The sequence below is a fragment of the Ignatzschineria indica genome, assembly GCF_003121925.1.
Taxonomy (GTDB): Bacteria; Pseudomonadota; Gammaproteobacteria; order Cardiobacteriales; family Wohlfahrtiimonadaceae; genus Ignatzschineria; species Ignatzschineria indica.
Window position 1 is genome coordinate 656,720 of the sequence record NZ_QEWR01000002.1, and the last position, 22,228, is coordinate 678,947.

Consider the following 22,228-nt stretch of genomic DNA (forward strand, 5'->3'; position numbering starts at 1 on the left):
TCCGATTCAACATAAATTAAGGGATAAAGATGCAAATAAATTATTTAGTGCGATATGAAATATTTGACAGTATGAGGGCTAACAATCTTAAATTATATGGACATAAAATTGGGATTGACCCAGATAAAGAACCGGATATGATACCTTGTTTTTTACTTCATTTATATTTGAAGAATGTGTATTCAGGAGAGGAATATGAACCTAGAGTTTTTGAATTACACACAGATTATAAAGGTCAGGATATGAAAGATTTTTTAAATAAGTATCTAGATCCAGTTAAAAAAGAAAAAATACCTATTTATGTTGAGTATGATGTTGATAGAAATGAGCTTGTTATTCATATTAATGTAAAACCTTATCCAGAGTTTGCTGATAAACATTTAAGAATACCAGCTGCAAGAATATCATAACCCCCTGAACCCCATCACCCACTCAAAGGTGATTGAAGAGCCTACATTACCGCTAATGTAGGCTTTTTTTGTGGGGAGAATTATGAACATCTTTAAACGAGGTTTAAACGCACTATCAAGTGCCGTTAAAGCAGCATTAAAACCAAATAAAACACAGGTGGATGATCTCGATCGGGATCAGATGCCCACCTATTATGAGAGCAATGCGCGGACGATAACGCCGGTACAGTTAAAGCGCTTACTGGATGATGCTGATAAAGGCGATATCAGCGCGATGCATGCACTCTTTTTTGAGATGGAGGAGCAAGATGGCCATATCTTTGCGGAAATGCAAAAGCGCCGTAATGCCATTCTCACTTTAGAATGGAGCATTAAAAGCGTTAAGAATCCAACGCCAGCAGAAGAGAAGCAAGCCGAGTTTATCCGAGATTACTTGGAGAATATCTCCAATATTGATTCTCTACTACTCGATCTCTCAGATGGAATCGGTGCCGGTTTCTCTGCGATCGCAATGACATGGGATTACTTGGACGGTAAACTTCTCCCATATAAGTTCGACTGGGAACCGCAATCCCATTTTAAATATGATATCCAGACCAATGAGTTTCGCCTCTTAACGCCGGGTAACTTCGAGGGGGAAGCCTTATGGCCAGATACCTGGATTATTCACCGGCATAAAGTAAAATCTGGAGCGCAAGCACGTTCCGGCCTCTTTAGAGTGTTAGCTTGGATATTTGCCTTAAAGAATTTCTCAGTCTTAGATTTTGCCGAGTTCTTAGAGCTCTATGGGCTTCCAATCCGAATTGGTAAATATCCCGAGGGGACAACACAAGCGAACCGACGTATTCTCTTAAATGCTTTGGCATCGATTGGTCACAATGCCGCCGGGATTATGCCGGAGTCGATGAATGTGGAATTAATCAATGCAGCACTTGGATCAGAAGATCCTTATCTTGCCATGATTGAGCTTTGTGAAAAGTGGATTTCAAAAATCATTCTAGGTGGAACGCTCACAAGCCAAGCAGATGGTAAAACATCAACTAATGCGCTTGGTAATGTTCACAATGAAGTGCGCCACGATATCTTGATTAGTGATGCTAAGCAGATTGCACAGACAATCACTATGCAACTGATTGGCCCGGTATTACAGAAGAACTTCCCGGATGTGAATCTTGGTCGTTTACCGTACTTTGAATTTGATACACGGGAGAAGAAGGATCTTTCGCTTGTTGTTCAAACATTCGATCAAGCCCGTAATATTGCACCAATAAAAGCCGATGAGTTTTACGAGCAAACAGGATTTAGTAAACCTGGCGAAGATGATGAAGTCTTGCAAGCAAGTTATACCACGCCAGCATCACCTTTCTTTATGAGTCAGCAACCGCTTAATAATGCTCTTCTTCATACATATTTGCCCGGGAATCAAAAATGCTCTTGCTGTTCAACGCATACCGTTGCCCTTAGTCAGAATCCTCCCTTAGATGATGAAACAAACAATGCGATCGAATCACAAGAGGAACTTGATACCGCTGTACGAGGTCTACCGAGCAAATATACCCAAAGTTATGATTCTGTTGTTCGTAAAGCGGTGGCAAAGCTGAAAGAAGCAAAGAGCTACGAAGAAGCAGAAGCTATGCTTTCTCTGATGATGGAAGAGATGAACCAAGATACCCAATTTAATGAAGCGATGAGCCAAGCTTTGTTGGTGGCAGATATCGCTGGGATCTTAAGTGTTGATAAAGAAAGTGAGATCAGTCATGAGTAAGAGAATTAATCTCGGGTTTGCGCTCAACCTACCGAACCAGCGCGCGATTGATTACTTTACAAGAAAGAAGGTTTTGCCCTCTGATGAGATGGCTGCGCTCGGCGAAAGTATGCATGCCAAAGCGTTTACATTGAAGAATATTAACAATATTAATCTGCTTCAAGATTTTAAAAATAGCCTTGATGAAGCGATTAAAAGTGGCAAAGGCTTTAATGCCTGGCGTGATGATATTCTCAATCAAACAAAGAAACGCGGTTGGATCAATGATGGTGATGTTGTCAATCCAGATACCGGCGAGATTCTAGCTCCACACAGAATCGGTACGATCTTCAATACCAATATGAACTCTGCTTTTCAAACAGCTAGATACCAACGCCAATTAGATAATGCCGTTACAATGCCTTATTGGGAATATGTGGCCGTCAATGATGATAAGACCAGAGCAAGTCATGCTGCACTCAATGGTGTGATTAAGCGCTATGATGATCCTTTTTGGCAGACTTTCTATCCACCGATCGATTATCGTTGTCGCTGTACCGTAATCGCACGTTCGGAGTATTACGCACAAAAGCACGGGATTGAAACAAATAGTGCTGAAGTACATGAAGATAAAGAGGGTCGCCAATATTTCGATCGCGCAGGCACGAAAGTCTACCCTGGCAAAGACTTTGGCTATAACGTTCACCGCCACGGCTATCGGCCAAACTTAGATCAGTATGATCCTAAGATTGCGAATCAATTCGCAGTTCAAGAGATGAGTGGCCCAGAGTTTAAGCTTCAATATCAGCGATTAGAGAAAGAGTATCTGGAGGAGCGGAAACGTTTAGGATTACGCGATAATGAAAAGATCGATCGCGCTACATTCAATAAGATTAGAAATCGCCGGCGCTATCAGCTTAATTTTACGGCTGGCGTTATTGAGGATGATTTAGCCCTACCGAGTAAAACGGTTCTATTATCTGATGATCTTCTACTGAAGCAATTTAATGATCATCTTAAAGATGAGTTTCTAACTGTAGATACATACTCGCTATTACCTTCACTCTTTAATAAGCCTGAATATATATTAGAGAGAGAAGGTAAAAAGATCTTTGTAAGAAAAGAGGGTCAACAATGGTTACATGCGATTGTGAAAACAACTTCTCTTAAAACACTCAATGTGGAATCGATCTATTTTATCGCAGATGATCTGTTTCAAAGAGAGTTAAAGAATGCAGTCGTGTTAAAAGGCATTTAAAAAGTATTTAAGAGGTAATCAAAATGATTGATATCCAATTCACCATTGATTCTAAAGAGTTACAAAATCAGTTAGATCAATTAGCAGAGCGATGTACTCAGCGCCAACCGCTGATGAGACATATCTCAGGAATCATGGAAGCAGGTGTACAAGATAACTTTGCAGCAGGTGGCCGACCACAGTGGCTACCTCTAAATGCAAATTTTATGGGGCCGGTAAAAAGTAGTACCAAATCTCTCTTAGTAAAGAGTGGAACACTCAAGGGGAGCATCAATAGTCTTTCTGATAACAATTCAGCTATCGTTGGAACCAATGTTGTCTATGCCGGTATTCATAACTTCGGCGGACAAACCAAACCACACGTGATTCGTCCAAAGCATAAGAAGGCCTTAAAATTTAATGGCCGTTATGTAAAGAAGGTTAATCACCCGGGATCTAAAATTCCTAAACGAGAGTTCTTAGTTTTAACCGATGATGAAATTGAAGAAATCTCTCATACAATCTCAAAATATTTAGCAGGCGATTTATAGCCCTTCTTTTCATCGTAGACACTTTTAATTGATATTCACTCGTCCAAAATTTATTAAACGTTTTTAAACGCTATTCTGAACGTTTTAAACACTATTTAAAAGCCAACTTTTCCACTATTCCCACTTTTCTCATTAAAAATGACTTTAAGAGCCCTTTTAGATCCCTGAAAGGGCTCACCCTTTTTTATCGCCTCGATAATTTTACATTGGGCTCCTCAGAGCAAGAAATTGGATACGAATTTCCGATCAATCTTATAGAGGATGTTATGAATGAATAAGTTTCGAGAAAAATGGGCGCTAACAAAAGGCGCCAAGCAACAACCCGATCATAATATGGTGGCGCTAACACTCACGATCGATAAAAACATTGATAGTGATGGCAATGGTGAGATTCAGATCTTCCCCGACGGTCGCTTTTATGCCAAGGATGGCCGCCGTCCTGAAGGCTGGCAGTTAACTGCTGAGTTTGCTAATAAGCTTATTGAAGCCGCCAATACCCAGAAAGATGACTATATGGTCGACTATGAGCATCAAACGATCTATGCCGCAAGTAATGGGAAACCCAATCCTGCCGCAGGATGGTTTAAAGGATTGGAGTATCGTGAAGGTGAAGGACTCTTTGCAAAAGTTAAATGGACTGCTACAGCAGCACAGCAGATCAAAAATGATGAGTATCGCTATATCTCTCCTTTTTTTGAATCTGATGAAGAAGGCAACATTCTCTCACTCTTTAATGTGGGATTAACGAATACGCCGGCGATCGATGGTATGGCGAAAGTGGTGGCTTTAAGTGAGCTTGTACCGAGTACCCGAAGCCGTAGTAGTTTCTTAGAGCAACTTAAAACACTGATTGAAAATGCTGAAGGGTTATCTGCCGATCAATTAGTTGGAGCGGTGAAAGAGATGGTTAATCAGGTGGACTGGTTAACACAGAAGACACCTGAAACAACTAAAGCAGATACTGCTCCGAAAGAGCCAGAGCCAACACCAGATCCTGTAGAAGAGCCGGAAACAAACACAGAAGAACCAACTGTAGCGCCTGATCCTGAAAAATATGTACCTATTGAGGTATTTAACGAAATCAGAGATCAACTTGCCGAGTTACAAAAAGCGCAAAATACTCAAGCACTCAATAGTGTTGTAGAAGAAGCGCTACAAACCGGCAAACTCCTCCCATCACAGAAAAACTGGGCTCTTAATCTCGGTACTAAAAATATCGACTCCCTCAAAGAGTATCTTGCAAATGCTCAACCTATCGTCCCCATCGGCAAAACCCAAAGCGGTGGCGCTCCTAATACTGATGCCTTAACCCCTGAGCAAAAACGCCTAGAGCAATTAACAGGCCTTTCATTCACTAATGCTAAATCATCTCAAGGAGAATAAGCATGGCTAAAAATAATATCCCATCGATCCTGCGCAATCTTAACACCCTCTATCGCAACGAGTTTGCGCGTATCTTAGAGACCACTCCAACGCTTTACCAGAAGTTTGCGATGGTCATTCCTTCCAATACTACTTCCAACACCTACGGCTGGTTAGGTCGCTTCCCGCGAATGCAAGAGTGGCTCGATGAGCGAACGATCGAAAAAATGGCAGCACAAGCGATGGTCTTAGTGAATCGCAAGTTCGAGGCAACGGTCGGTGTTCGTGCCGAAGATATCGAAGATGACAATATCGGACTCTATACCGATATGATCCGTGAGATGGCGATGAGTGCCGCTGAGTTACCAGATCAGCTTGTTTTTGAAGCACTCCAAAAGGGAGAAACCGGCATTTGTTATGACGGCCAAGCCTTCTTTGATAAAGAGCATCCCGTTTATCCCAAAGTAAGTCAGGAAGGTGATCCTGAATTTGTCTCCAATATTACAGAAGATGGCGATTCTGAGAATGCATTCTATCTGCTCGATACGACGCGCCATGTCAAACCACTGATCTATCAAAACCGTGTTAGCCCTGAATTCAATGTTCAGAATGATGCGGATAAATCAGATCGCGTCTTTATGAAAGATGAATACCTCTACGGTTCACGCGCACGTGGTGCAGCTGGATATGGTATGTGGCAGTTTGCGCATAAAGTGAAAGCAGATCTGAGCAAAGATGCCGTGTTAGATGTTCGTGCGAAGATGCGCACGATTAAAGGCGATGGTGGCCGCATTATCAATGTGAATCCTAACATCCTCCTCGTTCACCCCAATGATGAAGCGAAAGCATTGGAGCTCTGTAATGCAGATGTAATCGGCGGTACGACTAACACCTTAAAAGGCTTATTAACACCGATTGTTGCGCCATGGCTTGCCCTTTAATCCGTGGTTAACCACTCTTTAAATCGTGTTTAAACGTGGATGCCTCCTGGTGAGGCATTCGCAAATGGAGAAATCAAATGAGTAAAGATACCAAAACAGCAGAAACGCAAGATCTTGCAACCTTAGAAGCAGAAAACAAAGCCCTTCAAGCTGATCAAAAGAAGCTTGAGACAGCGCTTGAAACTGAAACAAAAGCCCATGAAGCAACTAAAAAAGCGCTTGAAGTGGCAGAGAAAAAGCTACAAGAGCTCGAAAGTGGCAAAACCAAAGATGGCTTGAATATTGTCTATCTACAAACTCCTATAGGTATTAAGGCAAGATTTAGAGCCGGCATCAAAGTTACCAATGAGCGCGTCCGGCACGAAGTAAGCGACGAAGTGCTTGCGGAGTTGCAGCAAGATAACGCGATTCTTATTTCACAATAATAGGAGGAAAAGATCATGATTTCATACGCATCGATTGATGATTTAGTGAGACAGTTTGGAGAGCAAGAAGCGATTGAACTATCGGATCGTGTGCGTGATGGCGTGATCAGTAATGAAGTTCTTCAGATCGCATTAGATGATGCAACACACGAGATTAATGGTTATCTCGGGCGATATTCATTACCGTTTAGGAAGACTCCTCCAATTCTCAAACGGCACTGTGTGAATATCGCTCGCTTTTTCTTATGTGAAGCCTCTTATCTCATGATGAGCGAAAAGATCGTTGATGCGTATGAGCGAGCAATTCGCTTTTTAGAACGAGTGGCCAATGGCGCAATTCCCTTAATCGATGATGAGAATGAGGAGGTAGCAGAAGATAGTGATCTGATCGCTTTCCAAAACCTCAACAACTCAGTCTTTAGTCGTCAGAATCGTTAGTAGAGTTTGAACTACGCGGAAATCCCGCGCTGTTGGAGAAAGCATGATTGAGCTAATCGAAACACGCATTGTTGAACGTTTAAAAGAAGGTTTGGGCGAAATCGTTCGAGAGGTCAAAAGTTACGGCGGTGAGCTTGATGGAGATGATCTCTTTAATACAATTCGTGCTATGCCTTCCATCTGGGTGACATATGCCGGCGCATCAATTGAAGCCCGATCTACTTCAAGAAGTCGCTACTTGGAAGAGCATCGCTTTGTTACGATGATTGCCGTTCAATCAGTCAGATCAGAAGAATCAGCCCGTAAAGGTGGCGCTTATAAGTATGAGATCGGCACTTATAACTTGATTAAGGCCGTTCGTTATCTTCTTACCAACCAGACACTTGATGGCATTGTCTACCGAGGATTAAGGCCTACCGGCATCCGTTCTCTCTTCAATCATTACATTGTGCAACGCAATGCGCTCTCTGTCTTTGCGATCGAGTGGAGTGCGGTAGTTGATCAATCACAGCTCTTGGAAGATGGTGCCTATCCTGAAATTACCGATGATCCTGCTCACCAGGATTACTGGTTTAACGAGTTCCGCCGTACCGCGCTGATCAAACCATGCGAGGATCTGCATGAGATCAATGCCGAGATTAAAGATCCAACCTTTGACCCAGACTCAACCGCAAAAGTAGAAATGAAGCATATCACCCGTGATAGTGCGCTTCAGAACAATATCTTAGATATGTTGAAAGGAAAGAAAGATGAGTAAACCACTATTTGTAAAAGCCTCTCCCGGCTTAAAAGTCCCTTATGAAAATCGCGCCAATCGCTACATTACAGATACTGCCGTAGAAGTGCCGAATACGCTCTACTATCGCCGGCGTATTAGTGACGGCGATCTCATTGAGGTGCCAGAGCCTAAAGCAGTCCGCAAGACAACAACCAAAACAGAAAAAGGAGATCAATAATGGCAAGTCCTAACGTTAGTTTTGAAACGATCCCAAGCTCCATCCGTGTTCCTGGACGTTATATTGAGTTTAATACAAAGCTTGCTGTGCGTAACCTCCCGGTCAATCCACAGCACGTACTAATTGTCGCGCCTATGCTTGATTCAGGCACACAGAAGCCCCTTGAGGCAGTCATGGTCTTCTCTGATGTTGAAGCCGGTGAAAAGTTTGGCTACGGTTCCTGGGCGCATTTGATGGCGCAACAAGCGATCCGTAATAACCAATATATCAATCTATCCATCATCGGTTTACCGGATGATCCTGCATCAGTAAAAGCAGTCGGTAAGATTGAAATCGAAGGCTCTGCAACTCGAGAGGGTCAAATTATTCTCAATATTGGGAAAGAATCGCTTAAGATCGCAGCAACCCGTAGCGAAAGCGCGAAAGAGTTGGCGGAACGCCTAACCGCTGTGATTAATGCCAATGAATCAGTTTTAGTAACGGCTGAAGCGGAAGATGCTGGTATTACATTGACTGCCAAAAATGGTGGGGAGATCGGCAATGAGATCTATCTCGATGGCCAAAGCAATGCGCCAGGTGTGACATTAAAAGTCGGCAATATGGAGAATGGCCAAGGTAATGCCGATATCTCTGAAGCATTGTCAGAAGTGGCCGGTAAACGTTACCACATCTATGTGAGTGCCTTCTCTGATGATGAGAACTTAGTGCGCTTAAATGAGCATATCGAAGCAGTGTCTAATGCGATTGAAAAGCGTGGTGGAATTGGTGTTGCTGGTTGGAATGGCACGCTTGCACAAGGGATCACCAAGGCAAGTAAGCTCAATTCAGGACGCATGATTTTACAATGGTATAAAGGTTCGATTTCAGGTAATGCTCTGATCGCCGCAGGCTTTGCAGCAGTGATGGCTTCAGAAGAAGATCCCGCAAGGCCGCTCAATACACTTGAAATTAAGGGCTTAGATATTACGCCGGAATCCGAGTGGCCAACCTTTGCGGAGTTTAACAATGCACTCTATAACGGTTTGTCACCGCTTCAAGTGGTGAATAATCGAGTTCAGATCATGCGTGCGATTACTACCTACACAAAGAACGCTACTGGAACAGATGATCCTGCATTACTCGATGTAACAACCATCAGAACGCTCGATTATACGCGTGATGCTTTAGATCAACGTTATGCGCTTAGATTCCCACGCGAAAAACTCTCTGACAAGACACCACCCAAGGTTAGATCTGAAACCCTCGATGTCTTGATGAAGCTAGAAGACTTAGAGATCTTGGAGCAGGTGGAAGAGAATAAATCACTCTTAGTCGTAGAACGTGATCTACAAGATGCCAACCGCCTAAATCTTATCATTCCGGCGGATGTGGTGAACGGTCTACATGTTTTAGCAGCAAGAATTGATCTCTACCTCTAAACCACTCTAATCACTCTTAACCTCGATTAAACCCTGAAAGCCTGCACGCTCGTGTGGGCTTTTTTATTGCTTAAGATACGCCTATGGACAGATTAATTGACCCGAGAACGGGAGACTACTATCAAGACCAACGAGTCGGAAACAGCTTAGGGAATGCTGTTTATGTTCGCCTTGAAACACCCAAGGGAACTTACTGGGCAGATCCCGAGCTTGGATCATTGCTGCATACATTGCAGCGTGAAAAGAATGTGAGCCGTGTTCGCTTGTTAGCGATTCAGTATGCAGAAGAGGCACTACAGCCCATCTTAGATGAGGAACGTGCAAAAAGTATCGATGTAGAAGCAACGCAAGCGAACGGCTCCCTTTTATTACATATCACTGTTGTCGATATCGAAGGTAAGCGCAACAGTTTTAACCACCTTGTACCGATTATATAAGGAGAGAATATGCCGTTAATGGTGCCGAGCTTTGATGAGATCAGAGAGATGATCCTCAACGACATTACTTCTCTCGATCAAAGTGCCGCAATTCATTCAGATAGCGATAACTATATTCGCGCTTCAAGTCTGGCTGCTCTTACAGAAGGACTCTATGCCCATCACGCTTGGATTGCGCGTCAAATTTTTGCTGATAGTGCCGACAGTGAGTTTTTAGAGAAACACGCTTCAACTCGTGCAATCTATCGTAAAAATGCCGTTAAAGCGGAAGGTATCGCAACGATCACTGGGGAAAAAGGACGTAAGATTCCGGCTGGAACAGAGATCAAAGCGAATGATTGCTACTTTCTAACGCTAAGTGATACAACGCTAGAAAGCAATCAGGCAGAACTCAAGATCAGTGCCAAAGAGCCCGGCACAAAGAGCAACTTTGTAAAGGTGAATGGTATCTTAACCGCAGCACCTGCCGGCATTCGATCAGAGTGTATCGTTAGCACCAAAGGTGGCACCGATATTGAGTCAGATGGTGATCTTTTAGCCCGATATCTGGAAATCCTCAGACGACCTCCAGCAGGAGGTAACCGCTACGACTATAAGCGATGGGCGCTAGAAGTGCCCGGCGTGACCAATGCTTATGTCTATCCGCTTCGGCGTGGGCTTGGAACAGTGGATATCGCGATTACCTCGGGTGATGATCTACCGAGTGAATCAGTGATTAACGCCTGCCAAGCATACATTGATGATGTAAGACCAGTAACAGCAAAGCACTCTTATGTAGTTGCTCCGCTCATTAAGCGCATTGATGTGGTTGTCGAAGTACAGCTTAAAGGGATCGCCTTAGATGATATTACCAAGACACTCAAAAGAGTCCTGGAAGACCACTTCTCCCGTATTGCGCCGGCAGAGACACTGATTATCTCTCAGATTGAGGCTTTGATCAGTGACCAAGTAGGTGTCGTGGATAGAAAGCTCATTGCACCAAGCCAAAACCTCACGCCAGATGCATTACTGATTGAATGGTATCGCTTAGGCACGATTACAGTGAGAGAGATGAAATGAATAAGCGTAATCATATCTACAGTGAACAAGCATATTTAGAGCGCTTACAGAGCCTTCTACCCCCTGTTTCATACGATCGAAATGGTGAGCAGATGGTGCAGACATTAACGGTTGAAGCTCGATTATTCAATCGTATCAATGCCCACGGGCAAAGAGTCCTTAATGCCATTACACCACATGATTCCAATGAACTGATAGCAGACTGGGAACGTCTGCTCGGAATCCCAATAGATTTTGAAGAGAACTATCAGTTCCGCGTTAATCGAGTATTGCAGAAGCTTGCTGAAGTAGGTGGTCTATCTATTCCATACTTCATCAACCTCGCAAAAAATATGGGATACGAGATCACAATCATCGAAGGAGATGATTATATCTTTCGCGCCGGGGAGAATCGCGTGGGTGACCGCATTGGAAGATTCGATCAGATGTGGGTTTGGTATGTCAATGTCCAGAGCAGCTATACCGAGCAATATTACTTCCGAGCAGGTAGCGCGAGAGCCGGCGAAAGGCTCCTAACAATACGAGATCCCATTATTGAAGAGATCTTCAACGATCTAAAACCAGCGCATACGCTCTGTATCTTCAACTATTCATAATCACTTAAACCCTGTTTAAACAGCGTTAAAACAAGCTTTACAAGAGGAGTAACATGAAAAAAGAGTATCCTGATATTTTAAAGCTGGAAGGCGAAAAGTGGCAAAATCCCGATCCAGCCACCGGTAAACTCGGTACAAGAGTTCCTGCCGAATGGCTTCAAACAACAGAAGACTCTCTAAAGTCACTCACACTAGAGATGCTAGAAGTCCTAAAAGCCGCCGGCATCAATCCTAACGAACTCAATAACACCCAAGTAAGAGATGCTATAAAAAAAATAATACTTAATAACGCAACATCAACACTATCTGATCGAACAGATCAAACTGCAACGATCAAAGCCGTCAATGATGTCAATCGTGCAGCATCAACAGCACAGAAAACAGCAAACAATGCACATGCTTTAGCGCAATCAAAGCAAGATAAATTACCATTCGTCGGTGAAGGCCCTGATGTTATGAAAACTGGGGCTTTTGGACTCGGTGACGGAAATATCGATCAAAACATCGACATATTTAACTATAAAACTTCTTTTTTGCAACAAACTAATGATTTATTCCCGACAACGATGCGTGCAAACATCATATTGCACGGATATCAAAGAGATCGTATGAGCGGAATATTGCAAACACCTACAGGAAATAGAGCCTGGTTATTTAACACCGCTACAAAGGCTTTTGATGAACTATATACAGAAAATAATACAACATGGGACAAATCTGGTTTTCTTAGAATATCTGGTTCCAGCGATGCTATTACAACAACTGACTTAGCAACTACGTCAAAGCAAGGTATTACACGATTAGATTCTTCACTATCTGATGCGGAAGATCGTGCCGCAACACCAAAATCTGTAAATAACGTTAATCGTACTGCATCAACAGCGCAGAAGACAGCAAACAATGCTCATGCTTTAGCACAAACGAAGCAAGACAAATTGACATTTGTTGGAGAAGGCCCCGATGTAATGAAAACCGGAGCATTTGGACTCGGTGACGGAAATATCGATCAAAACATCGACATATTTAACTATAAAACTTCTTTTTTGCAACAAACTAATGATTTATTCCCGACAACGATGCGTGCAAACATCATATTGCACGGATATCAAAGAGATCGTATGAGCGGAATATTGCAAACACCTACAGGAAATAGAGCCTGGTTATTTAACACCGCTACAAAGGCTTTTGATGAACTATATACAGAAAATAATACAACATGGGACAAATCTGGTTTTCTTAGAAAGTTTGGATCTCAAAATGCATTAATAGAATCTGACATTGTGAACAGTCTTGGTAATTCAAAATATTTTGTTGCAAGTCAAAATCTTGTCACAGAAGTTGACTCAAGAATTAAACCTAATATTGCTTCAATATCAAAAAATGGCTGGTGGAAATGTGGATATACAGGATTAATTTTTCAATGGGGAACGGTCGGTTCTAATAAAGACCCGCAAGAATCTAGTTTTCCAATCTCGTTTCCAAACGCCTGTTTAAATATAACAGGAGGACAAAGTAACTTTGGGCCTACTCAAAATAATTTTGTCATAAAAGCGCTATCAAGCTCATCTTTTTCACACAATATATTTGAATCGGCGGGGACGCTTCAATGGTTCGCAATCGGTTATTAATAAAAGGAAAAATAATGAAACAATTTTATCTATATTCAGCAACAACTAACTCATTTTATCCTGTTTCTGCACCAGCAGATGCTGTTCAGATCACAGAAGAAAAGCACACTGAACTGTTCAACGGTCAATCAGAGGGTAAAGCGATTAAGCCGAACAAAAAAGGTTTTCCGATCAATGTCGATCAGGGGAAATCTTATGAGATTTGGGATCGTGAATCAGAATCTTGGATTGTTGATGATGAGCTTTATCAAGAGCATTTAAAAGAAGAAAAACAACGCAAAATTCAATCGTTACACGATGACCTCGAAACGCTAGAGCGAGATATCTCTCGCTTAGAACGAATCAGGGATCGTAATGAAGATGAGGAAACCAAACTTCAGCAGTTATATGACGAATCAACACAGTTATATCGTGATATTCAAGTTCTCGAAGAAACTGAATAATTTTTAGATAATGCCAAGATATAAGAAAGCTCCCAGTTGGGAGCTTTAGTCTATTGATAACTATAACTCATAAGTGGTCCATATGTTGGTTTTTTACAACTGAAATGGATAGTATCAAGACCAGATTTTTTAACGGTTGGGGCAATTATCTTTAAAAGATTACGTAATATCTTCTGTTCGTTATCTTCATGCTCTATGATATTACTTAGATTCTGACCTGCAAGGCTCACATTCCAGACTGATGTTACAGGTGGTTCGGAAGCATCATCTACAAGAATAACAAAAGTATATAGGGGCGTATCTAGAATGTAGCACTCTCGTTCTTTATCATCAAAAATACACGTTTGTGTCGGCCACTGAAAACCACTCGACATATATAAATTAGAAATATCAACATAGTTAGCATCACTAGATAACAGCAGTTGCTGGGGATCTGCAAGCCATTCATTGTCATGTTGAGGAACCATTAAATATTGCCCAAATGCGACATAATTAGAAATATGGCTGATAAATTTGGCTTCTTCTGGAGAAATGTTCTTAATAACATCTAAAGTTCTTAGGCTAACAGTATTAGGCGAGTTTACCTCTTCAGCTAGTATTCTCCCCCAAATATGTTGAAGATCTTCATCAGCAAGAAGCTTTGCCTCATCTCTCCATTTATTAACAAAAGTTTGTGAGATTGTAGTTTCATCATCAATATCACTATGAACATGCTCTGTAGCTGCTGCCAAACATTTAATTGTATTGATAACCTCTTCTTCTTGAAATGAAGCAACTATTAATTCTTTAATTTCTTCCTGAGAGCTATTTTTTACCTCAATTTTTTTGTCTTCGAGATTATAGAATGCTTGTCCTGCTTCAATTAACTTAATATCTTGTTCTGTTTGTGCTTGTGATAATAAAATATGTCTTATTTGTTTGGCGTACTTTTTCCCAAACAAAATATTAAAAACTTTATTGAACCCTTTTGCTGTAGGGTTTATTAAGTCACTTAGTTTAATCCCAGAAATATTGACTGCTGATACATTGACTTCATCAGCAACTTTAATATCACCACTACCTTTAATTTCCATATTCACCTCACTTTCAAAATGTTATATTTATTTCTCTATTAAAATTTAAATATTATCAAAATATACTTTCATAAAACAGAGGTGGATTAATGAAGAGGCTATTTCTTTCCATAATATTGATCATTACTGCTTTGGCTTTAGCGAATGAAAGTCAAAAGAATGAGTATGATCGTAAAAAAGTTGAGATTTACACCATATTAGTAACAGCCCAAGAGAAGTTAGCTACATCAACTCAAGTGCTAAATGATTATGAGAATAGCGTAGATATGCAAAGTGCAATAGCACTGAGAAGAGAGCTTAATAAGTTAAGCAATCAATCTGATGAAATTATTGGTAGTCCTTTAGGATCTCCATTCGCTTCTTGTTACGCTACGATACAGATGTTATCTAACCAATATGGTGCGCGATTTGATATGGTTTATGATATCTATAATGCCCGTAAGAATGGTAAAGATGATATGGGGACACTCAATAAAATAGGTAGATTACATGAGACCTGGATGTCATATAGAGACCAGTACGATAAAAGCCTTCCTGCATGTTTGCGCGAAATCTTTGAAGGTCCTAAAGATGAATATAAAGGTGTAGTAATAACTCCTTCAAAGTAATATCACTGAAACACCGCATCATTAACACCATTTAAACAGTGTTTAAACTAGCCCTAATATCCATTTATTAGGGCTTTTTATATGTCTAAAAATCTTAAATATCATGTTGCGCTCACTGTCAAAGATCAAGCTACTAGCGGAATTAAAAAAGCAATGGCGGAGATGGAGCGTGGTGAAACAAAACGGGCTCAGAGCTATAAGCGCTTTTCCGATGCCCGGAGAAACTTAAGTATTCGCGCAGAAAGCGATATACAGCGCGAAATTAAACGAACAGAGGCATCATATAATCGTTTAGCACGTGCAGGCTTCTCTAGTGCCAATGAACAACGCCGGGCTTACCAAGCCATGACCAATCGAGTCCGGGAACTCAATGCAGAAATGGGTAAAACCAGTAAATTAGCAGGAACTTTTAATAATCTTGCCAGGATTGGTGGAGGAATTGCCGCCGGTGCTACGGTCGGTTATAACCTCGCAAAAGAGCCTGTGAAAAAGACTTTAGATTTTGATTATGAAGTGGCTAATGCCGCTAATACTGCTTTCTCCGATCGAGATACTGAAGGGCGAATGGAAGGCGCTAAAGATATCCGAGAATTAGTATTTCAAACAATTCAGCAAGGTGGTAGTAAAGAAGATGCTTTGGCCGGTATTAATAAAATGCTCTCTTTCGGTACTTTAAGTTATGACGAAGTCGCCGAATTAATGCCAACGATCCAAAAAACAGCGGTAGCAACTGGTTCATCAACTGAGGATATCTCGATGGTAGTCAATGCGCTTATGCAGAGTATGAAGTTAGCGATTGATGAGATCCCATTAGCACTTGATATGGCGTTGAAAGCCGGTCAAGGCGGTTCTTTTGAGCTTGGAGATATGTCTAAATGGCTTCCGCAACAATTAGCTTCAGCATCATCTCGAGGTATGCGCGGAATGGACCATTACCGGGAAATACTGGTGATGAATGAGCAAGCCGCTGTAGTAGCCGGTACGAATGACCAAGCAGGTAACTATGTGGATTCTTTCTTACTCGCACTGCTTGATTCAAGTACCAACAATGCCCTTGCTAATAGCGATTATAAAGAGGGAAATAAAAAAGGGATTGATCTCGCTAAAAGCATGATGGCAGGTGTGGATGCAGGACTAAGCCCTGTTCAAGCCTTTATGGGGATTATGGATAAATATATTGCTCAAGATGCGGAATATCAAAAACTCGAGAAAGAGATCTTATCGGCCTCTGGTGCAGAAAGAGAAGCTAAATTACAGCAGTTAATGACCATTCTTGAATCTTCAAAGATATCTCAAATACTTGGGAATAAACAGGCTCTTATGGGCTTCCTTGCTGTTAGATTGAATCAGGAATATGGAGAAGAGTTAACAAAAGAGCTGGAGGATGCATCAGGTGCAGTAGATATTTCACACGAAGTAGTTTCATCGCAAAATAAATTTAAGACTGATATGGCAGTAAACAACCAAGAATGGCGTGAGATGGAGGCTTACCGTCCTGTTGCAGATGCTTATGCTTCTTTATTAGAAAAATTAGAAGCTTATGGTTCTGAATATCCAGAATTAACGAAGTCGATCATTTTAGCAAGAGATGCGTTGATTACGCTCGGAACAGCTGCCGCTGGAATGGCGCTACTCAGTAAAGTCTTAGGTAAAGGTGGAGGTGGGATAGGTACTCCTTGGGGACGGCCCCAAACAACTGTACCAGGATCACAGACTGCAAGACCAACCGCAAATCCGGCCAATGTTGGTGGAAAATCAAAACTAGCAACTGCGGCATTAGGTGCATTACGGTGGGCACCCGTTGCCGGTGAAGCATACGCACTCTATGAAGGCTCAAAAGATGATATCGGCAATATTGTCGATAAGCATGATGGTTTTACACCGGGTGCAGCAAAAGAGATTACTGAAACAGGTTATGAAAAAACAATCAAACCGATTGTTGATACTGCTTTAACACCATTTTCTGAGGCTTTTAAAAGCTTCGTGAATGCTTTTGGGCTTGGTGATGAAAAACCGGCAGAATCTACAGAAGCTCCATTTCATCCCGGTGAGGTACCTGTAATTGGTGAACTTTATTTTAGAGAGCCACTATTAAAAGAGCGGACGGAAGAAGATTTTACAAGCAATACCGATAATCGTGAAGATAAATCTGCCCCATATTCAGAGCTAATTAAAAAAAATGATATTGATAATTCAAAAACAGTGATTAATCAAAACTCTGAATATCACTATTCAGAAGCTCTTGTAACAGATAAGCCTACTCCTGATAGAGAGCAGCGATGGGAGGATTTGCCTGAAGAAGCTATTACAAAGAGTATCGATAACCACATAGAAAATCATGATACTTATTTAGAGTCGATTGAAGAAACCCAAAATATTGATAAATCAGAAACAACCATTAACCAAATTCATGAAGGAATACAAACTCATGAATATCATCACTTTACAAAAGATGAAAATCAGGGCGTAAATTGGGATCACTTACCTATTGGACAGGTAATGGATAATTATAACAAATTAATAAAAGAGCAATCTATGCCTGTTATTTCTTCACTGCCTAAAGTAGCAAAGAATCCCGATTATCAGCCTCTAATTATTGGTGGTGAAATCATGAACCTTGTAAAACAGAATCTGGAGCAAATTAAGCAACAGCATAATGAGATCAATAGTCGACCAACCATTATTGAGCTTCACGTAAACGGTGAAATTGATGGTCGGCAGGTGATGGAGATTGTTGAACAGCATACGATTGATCGAATGAATCGAGGGAGTAACTACTAATGTCCTGGCGAAATAACTTACAAACAGCATCTTATCGCGGTATCCCCTTTGACGTGAAAGATATCGATGATTCAAATACGAAAGCACTCGTACTGCATCAATATGCCTATAAAGATGGTGCAGATATCGAAGATCTCGGCAATGATGCGGAAGAAGTAACACTTACAGCGGTCTTTTGGGGTAATGATTATGAGTTTCGCTTTAATCAACTTCTCAAAGCTCTGGCCACCAAAGGTGGTGGAACATTGGTGCATCCAGTACGTGGCAGAATACCAAACATGCACCCATCAAGTTATCACTTTACACACGAAGCGGAGAATATTGACTATGTTCGCTTCTCAATCACTTTTCGTAAATCGATCAACGAATTACCGATCTTCTCGCTAAGCTCAATCTTCTCTGTAATTGATAGTCTATTCAATCAAGCAGAAAACCTCATTGCATTGGCAACAGACTACTTTAGCGCTTTTAGAACCTCAATCAATGAAATTAAATCATATCGTGCCCGTGCTCGAGCGATTGAAGCATCCCTTATTAATCTTAACTATGAGATTCAGAGATTAGCGCGTGGAGATAACGAACTTCTTTTCGCTTCAAATAGCGGTAAATATGCAGAATCAGGCATTGATAATGAGATCGTCACCAAGCTATCAGAAGGCATCACGACTTACATTGATAACAGTACGATCCGCAATAGTGCTCTACCTAATGTGGAGCTTAATGCATTGCAAACATCGATCGATGTGCTTGAGGCTCTCCCGATCAAAATCGGGAAAGGTGATAGCCGTTTAGATCTCGGTGTGCCGATTGCCATTGGAGATGTTACTGAGATTAATATCATGTTTAAGGCGCTATTAAACGCTGTTTACATTATTAAGATTACGGAGATTATCTCTGAAGATCGTCTATCTGTAATTGAGATCGAGAATATCGTTAATCATGCAAGAATTCTCACTGCATCAACAATTGAAGCTATTCGTGGAGCTGTGAATAATCCCGATGAGGTTTATATCATGGTGCAATCTTTAAGAGATATTCAGCACGATTTAAAACGTTTAGCGATCAGTTATATCGCCAAGAAACCACCATTAATCGTAATCCCTGCACCAATCAGTGGAACATTGCAACAGATTGCTTTTGATCTTTATCAAGATCGTTATCGTTTTAAAGAGCTATTGCAGCTTAATCCTCAGATTATTCATTCTAGTTTTATTCGACAAGGAGCGCTATTAAATGCCTATTCTGAATAATATGCCGAATTGGATGATTAAAGATAGTGTCATCGCCGTAGAAATCGATGGTTTAACACACGATAAATGGCAAGAGTACGATATTGAAAATAGCTTTGAAACGCCGGCAGATGCTTTCAGTATGCGCATTGGTATCCCAGATGGCACGATTGTTCCACTCATTAATGAGGGTGCGACTTGCACAGTAAGGATTGATGGAAAGCTCATTCTTACAGGATTTATCGATCGTATCGAACACTCCCTGACAAAATTTAATCACTCTTTTAGCATCAATGGCCGCGATAAAGGTGCGATCTTAGTCGATTGCGATGCGGAGATCACGAGTTTTGTTGGCTTAACACTTAAAGAATCGATTGAAAAGATCGTTAATCCCTTAGGAATTGACAAGATTGAGTTCAAAGGCAAGGAAGATATTGCTTTTGATAAGACAGAGCTCGAACCCGGAATGAATGCTTGGGAAGCAGTAAAACGCTTAGTTAATAGCGCCGGCATGCACGCCTGGTTTAAAGCGGATGGCACTTTAGTTGTGGGAGAAGCCGACTATACTACGCCACCTGTGGCTAAGCTGATCTTAAATTATAGCGGTCATCTTAATAATGTAACGGAACTAATAATGCAGCAATCTGCTGCGAATCGTTATAGTGAAGTGACATTCTTAGGACAATCTCACGGCCGTAAAACAGATAGTGCTAAACATGATCTTAAGTATGTTCATAAAGATGAAACGGCTCAATTTGAGAAGAAAAGAACGATCATTCTCGGGAATGTTGAAAATCAAAAAGCACTAGAGAAAGCGGCAAAGAAATGGCTTGCAGATGTGCAATTGGAAGGCTTAACGATCAGAGCAACAGTTCCCGGACATTATACAGATTTTGGAATTCTTTGGGAGAATGGCCAGAGAGTTCATTTAGAGAGTGATGTATTCGGTATCGATCGCGTCTTTTTTCTGATATCTCGGAGGTTTCAATCATCCCGAAGCCAAGGAAGGATCACTATTTTAGAACTTAAAGAAGATGGTGTCTGGTTACCCGACTCACCAGGAGCATCAAAAGCTCGCTCAAGAAAAGGTAAAAAACAGAAGAAAGAGCTGGCAGTGATTACGCCAACGAAGAGGTAATTATGCTTAATAGAATGAAACAGGAAGTACAGAAGCTTCTTAATAATATCAGATCTCCGTTCCGTGGGATTCTCAATAGTAGCGATAGCAGTGCCGATATTCAAAGACATCAAGTATCAGGCTTATCGGATGAAACGCTGCAAGATGTTGAGCTCTACCAACACTTTGGCTTTACTTCTAATCCACCCGCAGGCACCAATGTGATTGTTGTGCCGCTCAATGGGCTTACAAGTCATTCAGTCATTATTGCGACTGAAAACGGCAATTACAGGCTTGCAGCACTGAAACCTGGTGAAGTGGCGTTATATAGCTCACATGGATCAACCATTGTGTTAAAGGAAGGAAACATTATCGATATTAATGCCAAAGAGATCAATCTCAAAGCAACAAAGATCACTGGAACTGCTGATGATATCGAGATTAACGCAACTCAATCTACAACGATTACAGCACCTGTGATCAATCTTAATGGTGCATTAAATGCAGGTGGGGGCAGTGCTTCAGGCGCAACAGCCACGATTAATATGCCGTTAGAAGTGAAATCGAAAGTAACCGCAGATGAGGATGTGATCGTTGCCGGTAAAAGCTTTAATAATCATACGCATCCAACACCTACTGGAGAATCTGACAAGCCCTCCTAAAATCCTGAAGCCCCGCAGGCTCTCGTGCTTCTTATATCTATCTATGATGGCGTTATTGAATTGTAATCAAGAGGAGATTAAAGATGTCTAAGAACGCACGTTACGTGGGCTCGGTTGTTATAGAGATTGATGGAGTTGAGATTGAAGCGATCAATTTCAAATATGATGTAAACACAGGTCGAAGAAGAGTCAATACGATGAACTCGAAAGGCCGTTCTCTCGGATACGCAAAGGGTATTGCAACGTTTGATTTGAACTTTGATGTTCCTATCCTCATCGATGGTAGCCAAGATATTGATTGGGCAAAAATTACAGCAAGCAAATTTACTTATTGGCCATTAGATAATCCTTCACGCCGTAAAACATTGCGGGATTTTGCAGTAGAAACAACCGCAGAATCATCCAGTGCAGAAGGTGAGGCAACAGTATCAGTCACAGGTTTCGCATTTGGAGAGATCAATGAGTAATTTAAAAGAAACAGGAAAGCTACTCTACGGCTATGCAGATAAAGATGGCAATCTTCATTATGACTTTGAGTTGCGCTTGTTAACGATCAGAGGAGAAATGAATACTCTCAATATCCTCTTAAGTGAATATCCCAATCTCGATGAATTACCCGAAACAGAGCGTTTTACAATTGAAAGAGCTGTAACACTATCGGAAACATTAAGAGTGGGTGGCCAGAAACTTACCGTAGATGAGATTTTAAATCTAGCCTCTGAAGAGTTTACGATCTTATTAGATGCGGAGATGAATTTAAGAAAAAAGCGCTCAGAGCCTACCCAATAACAAAGAGTAGTACCCATCAATCAACATTAAGAGAGCGTCGGGAATGGACTCAAATAGCTATCTTCACCTTAGCAAAATCAGGGCTGGATACAGAGTTCATTTCTAATTTAGCGCTGATGGAGCTAGGCTCTTGGATTAATAGTCTAACAACATTAACAACTGGAAAGCGGCCTATAGATCCCATTATTAAGCGCGATATGGCGAAAAAGAATAGTGCTGCACTTAAAGAATTAATAGCAAGAAAAAGCGCCTAAAGCTACGCCTCTATAGATCACTTATAAAAGTTAAATAAAAATCCAACTTTATATTATCAGTTAATAGATA

General features: G+C 41.2%; 24 protein-coding genes. 23 read left to right on the top strand and 1 reads right to left on the bottom strand.

The features are described from left to right. Window positions 1–29 precede the first annotated feature (29 nt). The 16 genes from DC082_RS02955 to DC082_RS03030 all read left to right on the top strand — a co-directional run bounded on the left by DC082_RS02955 (window position 30) and on the right by DC082_RS03030 (window position 13,645). The gene (locus DC082_RS02955; protein ID WP_109235684.1) at window positions 30–410 is read left to right on the top strand and encodes a hypothetical protein; all 381 of its coding nucleotides are present in this window, start codon (window positions 30–32) and stop codon (window positions 408–410) included. A gap of 82 nt (window positions 411–492) precedes the next feature. After that, window positions 493–2,175 (top strand): DUF935 domain-containing protein, encoded by a 1,683-nt coding sequence (locus DC082_RS02960; RefSeq protein ID WP_109235685.1) that lies wholly within the window; start codon window positions 493–495, stop codon window positions 2,173–2,175. Then, window positions 2,168–3,412, top strand: a complete 1,245-nt coding sequence (locus tag DC082_RS02965; RefSeq protein ID WP_109235686.1) for a phage head morphogenesis protein — start codon at window positions 2,168–2,170, stop codon at window positions 3,410–3,412. Before DC082_RS02960 ends, DC082_RS02965 begins: the two co-directional genes overlap by 8 nt. Before the next feature lie 23 nt (window positions 3,413–3,435). Continuing rightward, window positions 3,436–3,942: a phage virion morphogenesis protein gene (locus DC082_RS02970; protein ID WP_109235687.1), complete on the top strand. Its 507-nt coding sequence runs from the start codon at window positions 3,436–3,438 to the stop codon at window positions 3,940–3,942. Window positions 3,943–4,212: 270 nt separating this feature from the next. After that, window positions 4,213–5,325 (top strand): phage protease, encoded by a 1,113-nt coding sequence (locus DC082_RS02975; RefSeq protein ID WP_109235688.1) that lies wholly within the window; start codon window positions 4,213–4,215, stop codon window positions 5,323–5,325. Window positions 5,326–5,327: 2 nt separating this feature from the next. Next, entirely contained in the window at window positions 5,328–6,245 is a 918-nt protein-coding gene (locus DC082_RS02980) for a Mu-like prophage major head subunit gpT family protein (RefSeq protein ID WP_109235689.1), read from the top strand. A gap of 77 nt (window positions 6,246–6,322) precedes the next feature. After that, on the top strand, window positions 6,323–6,670 hold the full coding sequence (locus tag DC082_RS02985) for a hypothetical protein (protein WP_109235690.1): 348 nt from the start codon (window positions 6,323–6,325) through the stop codon (window positions 6,668–6,670). A gap of 15 nt (window positions 6,671–6,685) precedes the next feature. Then, the gene (locus DC082_RS02990) at window positions 6,686–7,108 is read left to right on the top strand and encodes a gp436 family protein (protein WP_109235691.1); all 423 of its coding nucleotides are present in this window, start codon (window positions 6,686–6,688) and stop codon (window positions 7,106–7,108) included. A gap of 43 nt (window positions 7,109–7,151) precedes the next feature. Further along, window positions 7,152–7,865 carry a DUF1834 family protein gene (locus tag DC082_RS02995; RefSeq protein ID WP_109235692.1) on the top strand — a complete coding sequence of 238 codons (714 nt, stop codon included), beginning with the start codon at window positions 7,152–7,154 and terminating at the stop codon, window positions 7,863–7,865. Further along, window positions 7,858–8,064, top strand: a complete 207-nt coding sequence (locus DC082_RS03000) for a DUF2635 domain-containing protein (protein ID WP_109235693.1) — start codon at window positions 7,858–7,860, stop codon at window positions 8,062–8,064. The genes DC082_RS02995 and DC082_RS03000 overlap by 8 nt, the downstream gene beginning before the upstream one ends. Further along, window positions 8,064–9,482, top strand: a complete 1,419-nt coding sequence (locus tag DC082_RS03005) for a phage tail sheath subtilisin-like domain-containing protein (RefSeq protein ID WP_109235694.1) — start codon at window positions 8,064–8,066, stop codon at window positions 9,480–9,482. The genes DC082_RS03000 and DC082_RS03005 overlap by 1 nt, the downstream gene beginning before the upstream one ends. Before the next feature lie 83 nt (window positions 9,483–9,565). Further along, window positions 9,566–9,919, top strand: coding sequence for a phage GP46 family protein (locus DC082_RS03010; protein ID WP_109235695.1), 354 nt, complete (start codon window positions 9,566–9,568; stop codon window positions 9,917–9,919). 9 nt (window positions 9,920–9,928) lie between these two features. Beyond that, the gene (locus DC082_RS03015; RefSeq protein ID WP_229821542.1) at window positions 9,929–10,978 is read left to right on the top strand and encodes a baseplate J/gp47 family protein; all 1,050 of its coding nucleotides are present in this window, start codon (window positions 9,929–9,931) and stop codon (window positions 10,976–10,978) included. Further along, entirely contained in the window at window positions 10,975–11,574 is a 600-nt protein-coding gene (locus tag DC082_RS03020) for a YmfQ family protein (protein ID WP_109235696.1), read from the top strand. The genes DC082_RS03015 and DC082_RS03020 overlap by 4 nt, the downstream gene beginning before the upstream one ends. Before the next feature lie 53 nt (window positions 11,575–11,627). Continuing rightward, window positions 11,628–13,202, top strand: a complete 1,575-nt coding sequence (locus DC082_RS10915; RefSeq protein WP_123059925.1) for a gp53-like domain-containing protein — start codon at window positions 11,628–11,630, stop codon at window positions 13,200–13,202. A 14-nt stretch (window positions 13,203–13,216) separates the two neighbouring features. After that, on the top strand, window positions 13,217–13,645 hold the full coding sequence (locus DC082_RS03030) for a tail fiber assembly protein (RefSeq protein ID WP_109235697.1): 429 nt from the start codon (window positions 13,217–13,219) through the stop codon (window positions 13,643–13,645). A gap of 50 nt (window positions 13,646–13,695) precedes the next feature. Here DC082_RS03030 and DC082_RS03035 read toward each other — a convergent pair whose 3' ends face one another. Beyond that, on the bottom strand, window positions 13,696–14,718 hold the full coding sequence (locus DC082_RS03035) for a DUF2806 domain-containing protein (RefSeq protein WP_109220494.1): 1,023 nt from the start codon (window positions 14,716–14,718) through the stop codon (window positions 13,696–13,698). Window positions 14,719–14,807: 89 nt separating this feature from the next. Between DC082_RS03035 and DC082_RS03040 the strand changes: the two genes are divergently transcribed. The 7 genes from DC082_RS03040 to DC082_RS03070 all read left to right on the top strand — a co-directional run bounded on the left by DC082_RS03040 (window position 14,808) and on the right by DC082_RS03070 (window position 21,904). After that, window positions 14,808–15,326, top strand: a complete 519-nt coding sequence (locus DC082_RS03040; protein WP_109235698.1) for a hypothetical protein — start codon at window positions 14,808–14,810, stop codon at window positions 15,324–15,326. Between the two features lie 81 nt (window positions 15,327–15,407). Further along, the gene (locus DC082_RS03045) at window positions 15,408–18,107 is read left to right on the top strand and encodes a phage tail tape measure protein (protein WP_109235699.1); all 2,700 of its coding nucleotides are present in this window, start codon (window positions 15,408–15,410) and stop codon (window positions 18,105–18,107) included. Further along, window positions 18,107–19,357 (top strand): DNA circularization protein, encoded by a 1,251-nt coding sequence (locus tag DC082_RS03050; protein WP_109235700.1) that lies wholly within the window; start codon window positions 18,107–18,109, stop codon window positions 19,355–19,357. The genes DC082_RS03045 and DC082_RS03050 overlap by 1 nt, the downstream gene beginning before the upstream one ends. Then, entirely contained in the window at window positions 19,341–20,474 is a 1,134-nt protein-coding gene (locus DC082_RS03055) for a phage baseplate assembly protein (protein WP_109235701.1), read from the top strand. Before DC082_RS03050 ends, DC082_RS03055 begins: the two co-directional genes overlap by 17 nt. Before the next feature lie 2 nt (window positions 20,475–20,476). Beyond that, window positions 20,477–21,115, top strand: a complete 639-nt coding sequence (locus tag DC082_RS03060) for a phage baseplate assembly protein V (RefSeq protein ID WP_109235702.1) — start codon at window positions 20,477–20,479, stop codon at window positions 21,113–21,115. A gap of 83 nt (window positions 21,116–21,198) precedes the next feature. Then, window positions 21,199–21,582 (top strand): phage tail protein, encoded by a 384-nt coding sequence (locus DC082_RS03065; protein WP_109235703.1) that lies wholly within the window; start codon window positions 21,199–21,201, stop codon window positions 21,580–21,582. Continuing rightward, window positions 21,575–21,904 (top strand): hypothetical protein, encoded by a 330-nt coding sequence (locus DC082_RS03070; protein ID WP_109235704.1) that lies wholly within the window; start codon window positions 21,575–21,577, stop codon window positions 21,902–21,904. Before DC082_RS03065 ends, DC082_RS03070 begins: the two co-directional genes overlap by 8 nt. Window positions 21,905–22,228 lie beyond the last annotated feature (324 nt).